The sequence below is a fragment of the Bacillus sp. TH25 genome, from assembly GCF_016650935.1.
Classification (GTDB): Bacteria; Bacillota; Bacilli; order Bacillales; family Bacillaceae_G; genus Bacillus_A; species Bacillus_A mycoides.
In genome coordinates this window covers 392,962-405,747 of record NZ_JAEKEU010000039.1, presented here as the reverse complement: position 1 = coordinate 405,747, position 12,786 = coordinate 392,962, and the positions used below count along the sequence as shown (strand labels likewise).

Sequence of the window (12,786 nt, the reverse complement as noted above, 5' to 3'; positions counted from 1 at the left end):
TCTTAATTTCATTGATTTTTATTTTGCAATATTATCGAGCAGCAGTTTTGAAAAGGTCGATATTGTCTAATGCTTTACCCGTTCCAATTGCTACGCAATCTAATGGATCCTCTGCAACAAGAACTGGCATATTTGTTTCTTCACTAATAACTTTATCTAAGTTACGTAGTAATGCCCCGCCACCCGTTAATACGATACCGCGGTCCATAATATCCGCTGCTAATTCAGGTGGAGTTTTTTCTAACGTATTTTTAACTGATTCTACAATTGCATCTACTGTATCTTTTAATGCATCTGCAATTTCTTCTGGTTGAATTAGTACTGTTTTCGGTAAACCACTTACTAAATCACGACCGCGAATTTCCATAGGCTCAATACCTTCTGGCTCGCCTGCAGAACCGATTTCTAATTTTAGTGCTTCTGCTGTTCTTTCACCGATCATTAAGTTGTAGCTTTTCTTAATGTACTGAATGATTGAATCGTCCATATCATCACCAGCAACACGAACTGATTGACTTGTTACAATACCACCTAAAGAAATAATTGCAACTTCTGTTGTACCGCCACCGATATCAACAACCATACTACCAGTCGGCTCCCAAACAGGTAAGTTTGCACCAATTGCTGCTGCAAATGGCTCTTCGATTGGATAAGCATCACGAGCACCAGCTTGACGAGTCGCATCGATTACTGCACGTCTTTCTACAGCTGTAATACCAGATGGTACACATACCATTACATATGGTTTACGTGAGAAGAATCCATTTGATTTTTGAGCTTGTTGAATGTAGTATTTCATCATTATTGCTGTTGTTTCGTAATCAGCAATTACACCATCTTTCATAGGGCGAAGTGCCACTACGTTTCCTGGTGTACGACCAATCATTTGTTTTGCATCGCTACCTACCGCAACGATTTGTTTCGTATCAGTTTGTAATGCTACTACTGAAGGTTCACGTAAAACTACACCTTTCCCTTTCACATATACAAGCGTGTTCGCTGTTCCTAAGTCTATTCCAAGATCGCGAGTAAATCCACCAAATCCAAACATATCATTTATCTTCCCTTCTTATTTTCACGGACTCATTTTTCTTACTTTATATTTATAAAAACAGTACGTTTTTTTATATCTGCATCCTTTTTGTAGATAATTTTCTACAAAAAACTCATAAATCACATTATAAAACAAAATAAGTAAAAAGAATAGTCTTAAATATGACCTTTTTCCTTTAAACTCACGAATTTATGGTCACCTATTATGATATGATCAAGTACTTCAATTCCGATAATTCGACCACATTCTACTAATCGTTTTGTAACTTCAATATCTTCACGGCTCGGCGCCGGATCTCCTGAGGGATGGTTATGAAGACATATAATAGAGGCTGCTGCCCGACGGAACGCTTCTTTAAAAACTTCCCTTGGGTGCACAATCGACGTATTTAAACTTCCAATAAAAATAGTTTGCCTATGTATAACTTGATTTTTCGTATTCAAATATAAACAAACAAAATGCTCCTGTTGCAAAAAACGCATCTCTTCCATCATATAACTCGCACAATCTTCTGGACTTCGAATACTATATCTATTTTGATATTCTAAACGTACCATTCTTCTACCTAATTCAAAAGCAGCCATAAGCTGCGACGCCTTTGCAACCCCAACACCATGAATGCTCATCATCTCTTCTAACGTTGCATCCTTTAACATTCGTAAGCCGTCAAAATGATGTAGAATATTATCTGATAACGTTAACACCGTTTCTTCTTTAGAACCCGTTCTGAGTAAAACTGCAAGAAGTTCTCGATTCGATAAACTTCCTGCTCCTTCTAACAATAAACGCTCCCGTGGCTGTTCTTCTCTCACAACATCACGAATACCGTTCATCTCTCCACCCCTTTTTTTACGATTTCTCCTAAAGAAAACCCCATGCAATTTTACGCATGGGTTACATCGCTATCAAACTGTTTTAATTCACGGACAAGACGCGCAATTGGCAAGCCAACTACACTGTAGTAGTCCCCTTGAATATGTTGAACAAAAATAGACCCTTTACCTTGAATTCCATAGCTTCCTGCCTTATCAAGTGGTTCCTTCGATGCAACGTATACGTCTATTTCTTCTTCTGTTAATCCCCAAAATGTTACTTCTGTACGTTCATAAAAAGTTACCGTTTTTTCTTTCGATATAATTGCAACACCTGTGTATACTTCGTGTGTTTTCCCTGATAATAATTGTAGCATTTCTTTCGCCTCAGCCTCATTAGACGGCTTTCCAAGAATACGTGAATCATATGTAACAATTGTATCTGCACCTAATACAACGTGATCACTATGATTTTCTGCCACAGCAGATGCTTTTTGCAAAGCAAGCGACATAACAATATCAGAAGGTGATGAATATGCACCAATCGTCTCTTCTACTTCACTAACAACGATTTCAAATGGCACATCAGCTAATTCAAGCAGTTCCTTCCTCCTAGGTGATCCTGAAGCTAAAATAATTTTCCTCATATTTTCTCCTTCCCTTCTTGCATGAAGCAGAATAATTCAAATCAATCGTATCAAAGGAATAGTTTCCCCACAAATTCTAAAAATATCATTTTCTCTAAACAAAATAATAGTTCTTTTTAAATACGATTATATTCTGCCCATACAGAAAGCACTTTGCTCTAAATTCAAAAGAAAAGAAAGAAGTATATGTACTTCTTTCCCCTTCATCATTATCTTATTATTTTACTTTTTGTGAAACCATTTTTTCGTACGAAAGTAATCCATCAATAATAACTTGATTTAATTTAGCTATAGATTCCTTATCGCTCTTCCCTTCCTTAATCGTTTGCACCGCTATTGACGTATACGTATAAAGCTTCTTTGCATCTTCACGCTTCATACTCTTCCCTTCCTTTTCCATAGCTTTCCACTCTTTTTGAATCGCTTCTATATCTTTTGGATTACTTTTTCCACTAGTTTGTACGCTGGACACATATTTTGCTAAATGAGTATATAATGGCTGCACTTTCGCTAAAAACATTCCTACTTCTTTATCATTTTTGAGCAATGCTTTATCTGTAATATCCCAATTTTTTTTCAAAACTGAAACACCATCTTGCTTATAATGATCTATTAATTGATTAACAGCCTGTTCATCGCTCGTAATAGCAACAACTAACGCATACTTATCACCACTCGGTTTCAAAGTAGCTACGCCCCCATTACTTTTCCACTCTTCAATAGCAGCCTGTCCTTTTTCTTCAGAGGAATAAAGCCCTCCTTGAACGAAAAATAGTTTCATTGGGTCTAATGACGTTCCTACCTGTGCTTTTGGTTTTTCCTCTTTCGGTGTTGGTGTTTGTTCTGCCGTTCCACCCACCTTTTGTTCCTCATTACCTGCCTGCTTCGAAGCCGTTACCTTACCTTCTCCTGTCGTCCCTTGTCCAGTTAATAAATGAATCATACCCATCCCAAATGCAGTACCAATAATTATTGCAGTTGCAACGATTGCGATTATTGTATTGCTCCACTTCTTTCGATATTTTTCCATAGATACTGATTTCGCTTTTTGAAACGGAACGACATTTTTCGGTCTCTCACTTTCTGCTACCATCCAGTCAAACTCATCCTTCTTTTTTTCCTCATACTTCGCCTCTGTTCCATTTACTTTCACCGAGATCGTTCGTGATTGCTTGTCCATACACTCACACCTCACCTCTTGTCATTGTCCGCATCATATCATATTCATTTCACAAAAAAACGAGATATTTGTCAGAGGAATTCGTCAAATAACCCTATATTATTATCTTATATGTATGCATTTGACTTCATTTGTAGAACAAAAAACTAGATAGCAAAGACTATCTAGTTTTTCTCGCGAATATATTTTCTAACTTCGGAAATGAAATACAAAGAACCTGTTATGATTAAAACATCATGTTCTCCTATCATGTCAACCTTTGTATCAATTGCCTCTTTCCAATCTTCAAAAACTAATTTTGACTCTTGTTGTGAATACGATGCAAGCTTGTCAGCAGAAATGGCACGATCAAAGGCAAACGTCGTAAATATTATTTCATCAGCAACTTTTTCTAATTGCCCTACCATGTTATGTAACTGTTTGTCACCAAGAGCAGTAAATAAAACTATTACATTCTTCTTTTTATAATGTGCCTCTACTGTTTTTACAAGACTTTCAATACCTTCTGGATTATGAGCACCATCTATTATAATATCTGGATTACTTTGTAACTTTTCAAATCGACCAATCCAGTATGCTTCTTGTAAGCCAACTTTTATTTCCTCTTCATCAATTAAAAATGATAAATATGTTTTTAAATACATTACTGCCATAAGCGCTAGTGCTGCATTGCCTACTTGGTGAATACCTTTCATTGAAATCCGAACATTTTCAAACGAGGCAAATGGACAATCAAAATCAAAGTGTTCCCCATCTTTATTAGAATGTTTATGTAGTGTTGTAAACTGTTTTCCAAGTTCATATAAGCTTGCATGATTTTCCTTAGCAACCTTTTGAATTACTTGCAATGCTTCTTCATTTTTCACACCAGTAATAACTGGAACACCAGACTTAATAATCCCTGCCTTTTCATATGCAATTTCTCCTAGTGTATTGCCTAAAATATGCATATGATCGTGACCGATATTCGTAATAATCGTGAGAACCGGATGAATAACATTTGTAGAATCAAATCTTCCCCCAAGCCCCGTTTCAAATAAAACGACATCACAGAAATTAACTTTACCGAAATAATAAATTGCCATTACTGTAATAATTTCAAACTCAGTCGCTTCTCCTAAATCCGTCTCATCTAATTTTTCAACGACTGGCTTTACCATATTTACAAGTTCTGCAATCTCTTCATCTGCAATCGGTATTCCGTTTACACTAATACGTTCATTGAATGTTTCTATGTAAGGCGATGTAAACGATCCTACTTTATATTTCGCACCTTCTAACATGTAGCGCATGTATGTTAAAGTTGAACCTTTTCCATTTGTGCCGGCTAGATGAACACATTTTATATGACGCTCTGGATTTCCGAGTTCTTCTAACATCCATTGCATTCTTTCTAGCCCTGGTTTTATCCCAAATTTCAATCGGCTATGAATCCAGTTTATCGCTTCTTCGTATGTATGTATCACGTGTGTTATTCCCCTTTCAAAAGACAACCTTCATACTTCTATTATACGCAAAGAAAAGAGACTCACCAATATAGTGAGTCTCTGAAAAACATTTTTATTTCTCAAGATCCGCTAGACGTTGACGAACCGCTTCGCGTTTTTCTAGATAATCTTGCTCTTTCGCACGCTCTCCGTCAATAACTTCTGCAGGAGCTTTCGCTACGAATCCTTGGTTTGAAAGTTTCTTCTGTACACGTTCTACTTCTTTACCGAACTTCTCAAGTTCTTTTTCAAGACGCGCTTTCTCTTCATCAAGATTGATAAGATCAGCTAACGGTAAGAATAACTCTGCACCTGATACGATTGCAGTCATCGCTTTTTCTGGCGCTTGTAAATCAATCTTAATTGTTAGTTCACTTGGGTTACAGAAACGCTCAATGTAAGAGCTGTTTTTCGTAAGCTGGGCTAGTACTGCCTCGTCTTTTGCTTTAATTTGCATTTGAACTTTTTTGCTCATTGGCGTATTTACTTCCGCACGGATGTTACGAACAGAGCGAATGATATCAACTAGAAGGTGCATTTCTGCTGCCGCTTCTTTATCTTGTAAATCTTCGCGAACTGTTGGCCATGCTGCTACTGTAATAGACTCGCCTTCATGCGGTAAATGCTGCCAAATTTTCTCTGTTACAAATGGCATGAATGGATGTAATAGACGCATTGTTTGGTCTAATACGTAAGCTAAAATCGAACGAGTTGTTTTCTTAGCTGCTTCATCTTCACCGTATAGTGGAAGTTTCGCCATCTCAATGTACCAGTCACAGAAATCATCCCAAATGAAGTTGTATAATGAACGACCAGCTTCACCGAACTCATATTTATCCATGTTACGTGTTACACTTTCGATTGTTTCGTTTAAGCGAGTTAAAATCCACTTATCTGCAACTGATTTTTCACCAGTTAAATCGATTTCTTCATACTTCATGTCATCCATGTTCATTAATACGAAACGTGATGCGTTCCAAATTTTATTAATGAAGTTCCAAGTAGATTCTACTTTTTCCATGCTGAAACGTAAATCTTGACCTGGTGCACTTCCTGTTGATAAGAAGTAACGCATCGCATCTGCACCGTACTTCTCGATAACATCCATCGGATCAATACCGTTACCAAGAGATTTACTCATTTTACGTCCTTGCTCATCACGAACTAAACCGTGAATTAATACATCTTTAAATGGACGCTCTCCTGTAAACTCTAAACCTTGGAAAATCATACGAGATACCCAGAAGAAGATGATATCATAACCAGTTACTAAAGCATCTGTTGAATAGAACTTTTTAAAGTCTGCTGCATCTTCATTCGGCCAGCCAAGTGTTGAGAATGGCCATAATGCTGAACTGAACCATGTATCAAGCACGTCATTATCTTGATTCCAGTTTTCAAGATCTGCTGGCGCTTCTGTACCTACGTATACTTCACCAGTTTCTTTATGATACCAAGCTGGAATGCGGTGTCCCCACCATAATTGACGAGAAATACACCAGTCATGAATGTTTTCCATCCAGCGTAAGTATGTGTTTTCAAAACGCTCTGGTACGAACGTTACTTTTTCTTCTTCTTTTTGTTGAAGTTCTACCGCTTTTTCTGCAAGTGGAGCCATTTTTACGAACCATTGTGTTGATAAATAAGGCTCAACAACTGCACCGCTACGCTCACTATGACCTACTGAGTGCATATGAGGCTCGATTTCTACTAATACGCCAGCTTCTTGTAAGTCTTTCACTAACTCTTTACGGCATTCGAAACGATCCATACCGTTATACTTACCAGCTTTTTCGTTCATCGTTCCATCTTCGTTCATTACTAAAATACGTGGTAAGTCATGACGGTTACCTACTTCAAAGTCATTCGGGTCATGAGCTGGTGTAATTTTCACAACGCCTGTTCCGAAGTCTTTTTCTACGTATTCATCAGCAATAATCGGAATCTCTCGGCCTACGATTGGAAGTGTAACTGTTTTTCCGATTAAATGTTTGTAGCGATCATCTTCTGGATGAACTGCTACCGCTGTATCACCAAGCATTGTTTCTGGACGAGTAGTTGCAAGGCGAATGTGACCAGAACCGTCTGTTAGCGGATAGTTCATATGGTAGAATGCACCTTGAACTTCTTTATGAATTACTTCAATATCAGAAAGAGCTGTGCGTGTTGCTGGATCCCAGTTAATGATATACTCACCGCGGTAAATTAAGTCTTTTTCATATAATTGAACGAATACTTTATTAACAGCGTTAGATAAACCTTCGTCTAATGTGAAGCGTTCACGAGAATAGTCTAGTCCTAAACCAACTTTCCCCCATTGTTGACGAATGTGAGAAGCGTATTCTTCTTTCCATTCCCAAGCTTTTTCAAGGAATTTCTCACGACCAAGATCGTAACGTGAAATACCTTCTTCACGAAGTTTCCCTTCTACTTTCGCTTGCGTTGCGATACCAGCATGATCCATTCCTGGAAGCCATAATACATCGTAACCTTGCATACGCTTTGTACGAGTTAAAATATCTTGAAGCGTCGTATCCCAAGCGTGACCTAAGTGTAACTTACCAGTTACGTTCGGAGGTGGAATTACAATTGTATATGGTTGTTTCTTCTCATCTCCTGTTGCTTCGAAATATTTGCCTTCAAGCCACCACTTGTAAAGGCCTTCTTCAACGGACATATGATCATATTTAGTTGGTAAATTATTTTCCGTGTTTGACATTATTTTCCCTCCTTAAAATAAAAAATGCCCCTCATCCAAAAAAGGACGAGGGACATCGCGGTACCACCTTTATTTACAAACAAATTCAGAATTTGCTTATACTCTTAATTTGATAACGGACAAATCCGTCTTTTCCTAATAAGAATCATTCCGTTCAGAAAAGATGCTCCAGGGCTACCTTCTAACATAACTATCTAGAGAACCTCCCAGCCAATGGTTCCCCTCTCTGAAGACGTTTCATGTTATACTCTTCCCCTTCAATGCATTTATGTGATTGTTAATTATTATATACAATAGTGTAAAAAACGAAACCTTATTCGTCAAGATAAATTTGAAACTACGGCTTTTATCTCTTTATGGAACTAATAAAAAAAGATAAGCAGGGTTCTCCCTACTTATCTTCTTTATCCGTTCCCTTGCTGGGCAGCTTGTAATTGCGAAAGGAAATATTCTGTATTACTAATGAGCCAATGCGATTGCTGCAGAATTTTCACCCCGCGAAGCTCATTTTCTTCATTACGACTCTTTCTTCTTTTCGTATACGACTGAATTTGCCGAATAAAATGCGACGGGTACGTCATATACGCAAACATAAGAAGCTGCTCCTCTTTCGTAAATGGAAAATTTTTTTGATACATTTGATACCATTCAAAGCGGTCGCTCCGCGCAATTGGATATGTGTTCAAAGACCTTGAATAAAAGCTGACGATATCCTGTACCGGTGTAGCAAACTGAGACTTTTCTAAGCTAATAAAATAACCGTTTCGTTCATAATCAAATAAAAAGTGATTAAGCGATACATTTCCATGAACGAAAGTAGTACGTGTTTTTTCCTTTTCTTTCATTGCATCATGCCATTCACTTAATTGTTTCGTTGCGAACTCACGTGCTCTCATAACGTGGTGATAATACGTACAATATTGTAATTCAAATGGAGACATATACCACTTCGCTTCAGATTCTATGAGAAACTCTTCTAATATCTCGCCATCATTTTCCCAACGGTCGGATATATTTGTATAATGTTTTTCTAAATCTTCTTCTGTATAAGTCTCCTCTTTCACCGTTTTTTGATGCAACGTCCCGAGCGTTTGAAACATCTTATGGTATTGATCATTATCTTCGCCGTTTCCTTCCGCACGTTCTAACCAAGGCATTAAATAATAGCTATACGCCCCATCACTTAAAACATAATTCCCGTCCGTCGTGTGATAGATAGGTACATAATTCGAAAAACCTTTCTCCTTCAAATATTGAATATGGTGTAAAAAATTATTCCGCTCTAATTTTCTATCTTGTATTTTCTTTAACGCATACGGACCTTGATTCGTATAAATTTTCATTACACTTCCGTGCTCTTCCATATGCTGAGTGTCCAATCTATATTGCCTCACAATGGGTTCATAGCGATTTCGTAATTCAATATCCATACGAATAACCCTTTCTTATTCAAAACATAGCTTCTAGGAAAAGAAAAGAGGTGAGTGAAAAAACTCACTCACTTATTTCACTGTTGCTTTTGAAACAGGAATATATATAATTTGCCCTGTAGTTAAATATATATCTTCTGATTGATTTACACGATATAAGCTTTGTACAGTCGTTTCATAACGTTCTGCAACCGATTCAATTGTATCTCCTTCTTGTACGAAGTACATTCTTAACTTCGTAAATTCTTCTTCTGGTTCTTTCGTAAATAATTTCGTTAAATAAAGTGCATTTTCATCTCGCTGTGAATATGCTTCTTCCTCTGGCTCTTCCTGCTTTTTCGCTTTTTCTTTCTTGAAATTTTTCCGCCCGAACAATTCAAATTGTGGCGTCTTTTCTTGCTCCTCTTCACGCTCCACAAGTTCATGTTCTTCTAATGCCTCTTCTTCTATTTCTTGCTCTTTTCTTTCCTCTAGCTGAAACGGTTCAAATGCATAATCTTCCCATCCATCTGATTCTTTATAGACTGGTACCTCTTCGTGCAGCACAGGTCTACTTTCATCCTCTTCAGCTGAATCAGCTTCCAACTCAGCATACACCGTCTCTTCCTCTTCATCCTCGGTTCTTTCCTCATCACATAAGCCTGTAATAGATATATCCGCTAATAGTTGTAAGCAACCATTTTCCTTTAATTCATAATCAAATTCCTCGATTGATACATATAATTCTTCAATTACTTTCACTCGATTTCTTGGAATTGATATTTCGAGCGGAAAGGAATGGACAAGCTCATTAACCCCGTCTCCCCTTGTTTCTACATAATCAATTGCCTTTGCTGGTGATAGCTCTCTTAATGAATAAGCTGAATCATCTTGCCTTGCAACGTACTCTCCCGTTAAATCTAATTGCCCCCTCACGATAACTTCATGATCGAGCTCCTCTATCTCAACGTCTGGATCTAACGAAATTGACAAAAGTTCTTCGACTTCCTGTCCCTTCTGGAACCAAACAGATTCTTTTAATGAAAATCGTAATGAATGATCTGTTGCCACTTCTTTTCCCCCTCCCAAACTATATGTCATTACAGATTTATGTTCCCTAAGGCTACTTTATGAATAAAAAAAATCGCTCCCCTAATGGAAAGCGATTTTCTCTAAGAAATTATGCTTTTAATTTTGACATTGCAATTTCGGCCGCTGCAATTGTCGCCTCAATATCTGCATCACTATGTGCTGTTGATAAGAATAAACCTTCAAATTGAGAAGGTGGTAAAAATACACCTTGTTCTACCATTTCACGATAGTAAGCTGCAAAGAATTCTAAGTTTGAAGATTTTGCTGCATCATAATTAATAACTTGCTCATCCGTAAAGAAAATACCAATCATAGAACCTGCACGATTAATATGATGCGGGATATTATGCTTTTCAGCTGCCTTACGTAGTCCAGCCTCTAATATTTCTGCTTTACGCTCAAATTCCACATATGATTCTGGCGTTAACTGCACTAACGTTTCATAACCTGCTGTCATTGCAAGTGGATTACCCGATAATGTTCCAGCTTGGTAAATCGGTCCGCTTGGTGCAACTTGACGCATAATCTCTGCCTTCCCACCGTATGCTCCTACCGGCAAGCCACCACCGATTACTTTACCTAAACAAGTTAAGTCAGGAGTTACACCGTAGTAACCTTGTCCACAGTTATAAGCTACACGGAATCCTGTCATTACTTCATCAAAAATAAGCAGTGCACCGTTTTGCTCTGTCACTTCACGAAGTCCTTCTAAAAACCCTGGTTGAGGAGGAACAACACCCATATTCCCTGCCACTGGTTCTACAATTATACAAGCGATGTCATCACCGAATTGTTCGAAAGCATATTTTACACTTTCTAAATCGTTATACGCTACTGTAATTGTATTTTTCGCTACACCTTCTGGTACACCAGGGCTATCTGGTAAACCTAGCGTTGCTACACCCGAACCTGCTTTAATCAATAAAGAATCACCATGACCGTGATAACAACCAATGAATTTCAAAATTTTGTTACGTCCAGTGTAACCACGAGCTAAACGTAGTGCACTCATTGTCGCCTCTGTTCCAGAGTTAACCATACGCACAATCTCAATTGATGGTACACGCTCGATAACAAGCTGCGCTAATTTATTTTCAATTTCTGTTGGTGCACCAAAGCTTGTTCCTTTTTCAGCAACAGCTTTTAAAGCCTCAACAACACGATCATTGGCATGACCATGAATTAAAGGTCCCCACGATAATACGTAATCGATGTATTCATTCCCATCGATATCATATACTTTAGAGCCTTTTCCGCGCTCCATAAACAGCGGATTCATACCAACAGACTTAAAAGCACGAACAGGGCTGTTTACGCCTCCAGGCATTAAATTTTGAGCCTCTTCAAACGCCGCAATCGACTTATCAAATTTTTTCATTATTTAGCGCCTCCTTCTTGTAACCATCTTGCTGCATCTTTTGCATGATACGTAATAATCAAGTCTGCTCCTGCGCGTTTCATGCTAATTAATTTCTCAAGTACAACTTCTTTTTCATTAATCCAACCATTTTGTGCCGCTGCTTTAATCATCGAATATTCACCACTTACGTTATAAGCAACGACTGGTAAGTTAAAGTTATTTTTCACATCACGAACGATATCTAGATAAGAAAGAGCTGGCTTTACAATTAAGAAGTCGGCCCCTTCCATTACATCTGATTCTGCTTCACGGAATGCTTCCATACGGTTCGCTGGATCCATTTGATATGTTTTACGGTCACCAAACTGCGGTGCACCATGTGCTGCATCACGGAACGGTCCGTAAAATGCTGATGAATATTTCACAGCGTACGACATAACTGGTACGTGCGCAAAACCATTTTCATCTAATGCATGGCGAATCGCCGTTACGAATCCGTCCATCATGTTAGATGGTGCAATAATGTCCGCCCCTGCTTCCGCTTGACTTACAGCTGTTTTTGCAAGAGCTGCAAGAGACTCATCATTTAAAATAACGCCATCTTCAATAACACCGCAATGACCATGGCTTGTAAATTGACATAAACATGTATCTGCAACTACTACTAGCTCTGGGAACTCATCTTTAATTTGCTTAATTGCACGCTGTACAATTCCATGCTCACAATATGCCGATGATCCAACTTCGTCCTTTTCAGCAGGTAAACCAAATACAATAACAGAACGAATACCTAAATCAACGACCTCTTGCATTTCAGCTTGCAATAAATCTAAAGACATTTGATATACGCCTGGCATAGAAGGAACTTCATTACGAGTATTTTCTCCTTCTAATACAAAAATAGGGTAAATAAAATCTTCTGTATGTAAAAATGTTTCACGCACAAGTGCACGCATGCCCCCGCTTTGTCTTAGACGACGATGACGATTAAATTGTAAAGAATTCATAGATTTCTATCCCCATTCT

10 protein-coding genes and 1 other annotated feature are annotated in these 12,786 nt (G+C 38.0%); all 10 genes read right to left on the bottom strand.

Annotated elements, in window-relative coordinates; all coding sequences use genetic code 11:
* Nucleotides 1-31: 31 nt before the first annotated feature.
* Nucleotides 32-1,051: a cell shape-determining protein MreB gene (gene mreB, locus JFT89_RS25940; protein WP_002015369.1), complete on the bottom strand. Its 1,020-nt coding sequence runs from the start codon at nucleotides 1,049-1,051 to the stop codon at nucleotides 32-34.
* A gap of 158 nt (nucleotides 1,052-1,209) precedes the next feature.
* Nucleotides 1,210-1,887, bottom strand: a complete 678-nt coding sequence (gene radC / locus JFT89_RS25935) for a DNA repair protein RadC (protein WP_002088819.1) — start codon at nucleotides 1,885-1,887, stop codon at nucleotides 1,210-1,212.
* 50 nt (nucleotides 1,888-1,937) lie between these two features.
* A complete protein-coding gene (locus JFT89_RS25930) occupies nucleotides 1,938-2,513 on the bottom strand; it encodes a Maf family protein (RefSeq protein ID WP_002067382.1) in 576 nt (191 codons plus the stop codon).
* A 217-nt stretch (nucleotides 2,514-2,730) separates the two neighbouring features.
* A complete protein-coding gene (locus JFT89_RS25925) occupies nucleotides 2,731-3,693 on the bottom strand; it encodes a stage II sporulation protein B (protein WP_201040905.1) in 963 nt (320 codons plus the stop codon).
* Nucleotides 3,694-3,857: 164 nt separating this feature from the next.
* The gene (locus JFT89_RS25920; protein WP_002067379.1) at nucleotides 3,858-5,159 is read right to left on the bottom strand and encodes a bifunctional folylpolyglutamate synthase/dihydrofolate synthase; all 1,302 of its coding nucleotides are present in this window, start codon (nucleotides 5,157-5,159) and stop codon (nucleotides 3,858-3,860) included.
* A gap of 94 nt (nucleotides 5,160-5,253) precedes the next feature.
* The gene (locus JFT89_RS25915; RefSeq protein WP_016096067.1) at nucleotides 5,254-7,899 is read right to left on the bottom strand and encodes a valine--tRNA ligase; all 2,646 of its coding nucleotides are present in this window, start codon (nucleotides 7,897-7,899) and stop codon (nucleotides 5,254-5,256) included.
* Between the two features lie 38 nt (nucleotides 7,900-7,937).
* Nucleotides 7,938-8,169, bottom strand: a binding site (T-box leader).
* Between the two features lie 134 nt (nucleotides 8,170-8,303).
* Nucleotides 8,304-9,329 (bottom strand): spore coat protein YsxE, encoded by a 1,026-nt coding sequence (gene ysxE / locus JFT89_RS25910; protein ID WP_002088823.1) that lies wholly within the window; start codon nucleotides 9,327-9,329, stop codon nucleotides 8,304-8,306.
* 72 nt (nucleotides 9,330-9,401) lie between these two features.
* Nucleotides 9,402-10,409, bottom strand: a complete 1,008-nt coding sequence (gene spoVID, locus JFT89_RS25905) for a stage VI sporulation protein D (RefSeq protein ID WP_181777885.1) — start codon at nucleotides 10,407-10,409, stop codon at nucleotides 9,402-9,404.
* A 79-nt stretch (nucleotides 10,410-10,488) separates the two neighbouring features.
* Nucleotides 10,489-11,778, bottom strand: coding sequence for a glutamate-1-semialdehyde 2,1-aminomutase (gene hemL, locus JFT89_RS25900; RefSeq protein ID WP_002138492.1), 1,290 nt, complete (start codon nucleotides 11,776-11,778; stop codon nucleotides 10,489-10,491).
* The gene (hemB, locus tag JFT89_RS25895; protein ID WP_002067374.1) at nucleotides 11,778-12,767 is read right to left on the bottom strand and encodes a porphobilinogen synthase; all 990 of its coding nucleotides are present in this window, start codon (nucleotides 12,765-12,767) and stop codon (nucleotides 11,778-11,780) included. Before hemB ends, hemL begins: the two co-directional genes overlap by 1 nt.
* Between the last annotated feature and the right edge of the window lie 19 nt (nucleotides 12,768-12,786).

Bases quoted from the DNA above. Each gene is read 5' to 3' on its own strand.
- JFT89_RS25925 (WP_201040905.1), bottom strand. From the start codon at position 3,693: ATGGACAAGCAATCACGAACGATCTCGGTGAAAGTAAATGGAACAGAG.
- hemL (WP_002138492.1), bottom strand. From the start codon at position 11,778: ATGAAAAAATTTGATAAGTCGATTGCGGCGTTTGAAGAGGCTCAAAAT.
- mreB (WP_002015369.1), bottom strand. From the start codon at position 1,051: ATGTTTGGATTTGGTGGATTTACTCGCGATCTTGGAATAGACTTAGGA.
- hemB (WP_002067374.1), bottom strand. From the start codon at position 12,767: ATGAATTCTTTACAATTTAATCGTCATCGTCGTCTAAGACAAAGCGGG.
- JFT89_RS25930 (WP_002067382.1), bottom strand. From the start codon at position 2,513: ATGAGGAAAATTATTTTAGCTTCAGGATCACCTAGGAGGAAGGAACTG.
- radC (WP_002088819.1), bottom strand. From the start codon at position 1,887: ATGAACGGTATTCGTGATGTTGTGAGAGAAGAACAGCCACGGGAGCGT.
- spoVID (WP_181777885.1), bottom strand. From the start codon at position 10,409: ATGACATATAGTTTGGGAGGGGGAAAAGAAGTGGCAACAGATCATTCA.
- ysxE (WP_002088823.1), bottom strand. From the start codon at position 9,329: ATGGATATTGAATTACGAAATCGCTATGAACCCATTGTGAGGCAATAT.
- JFT89_RS25915 (WP_016096067.1), bottom strand. From the start codon at position 7,899: ATGTCAAACACGGAAAATAATTTACCAACTAAATATGATCATATGTCC.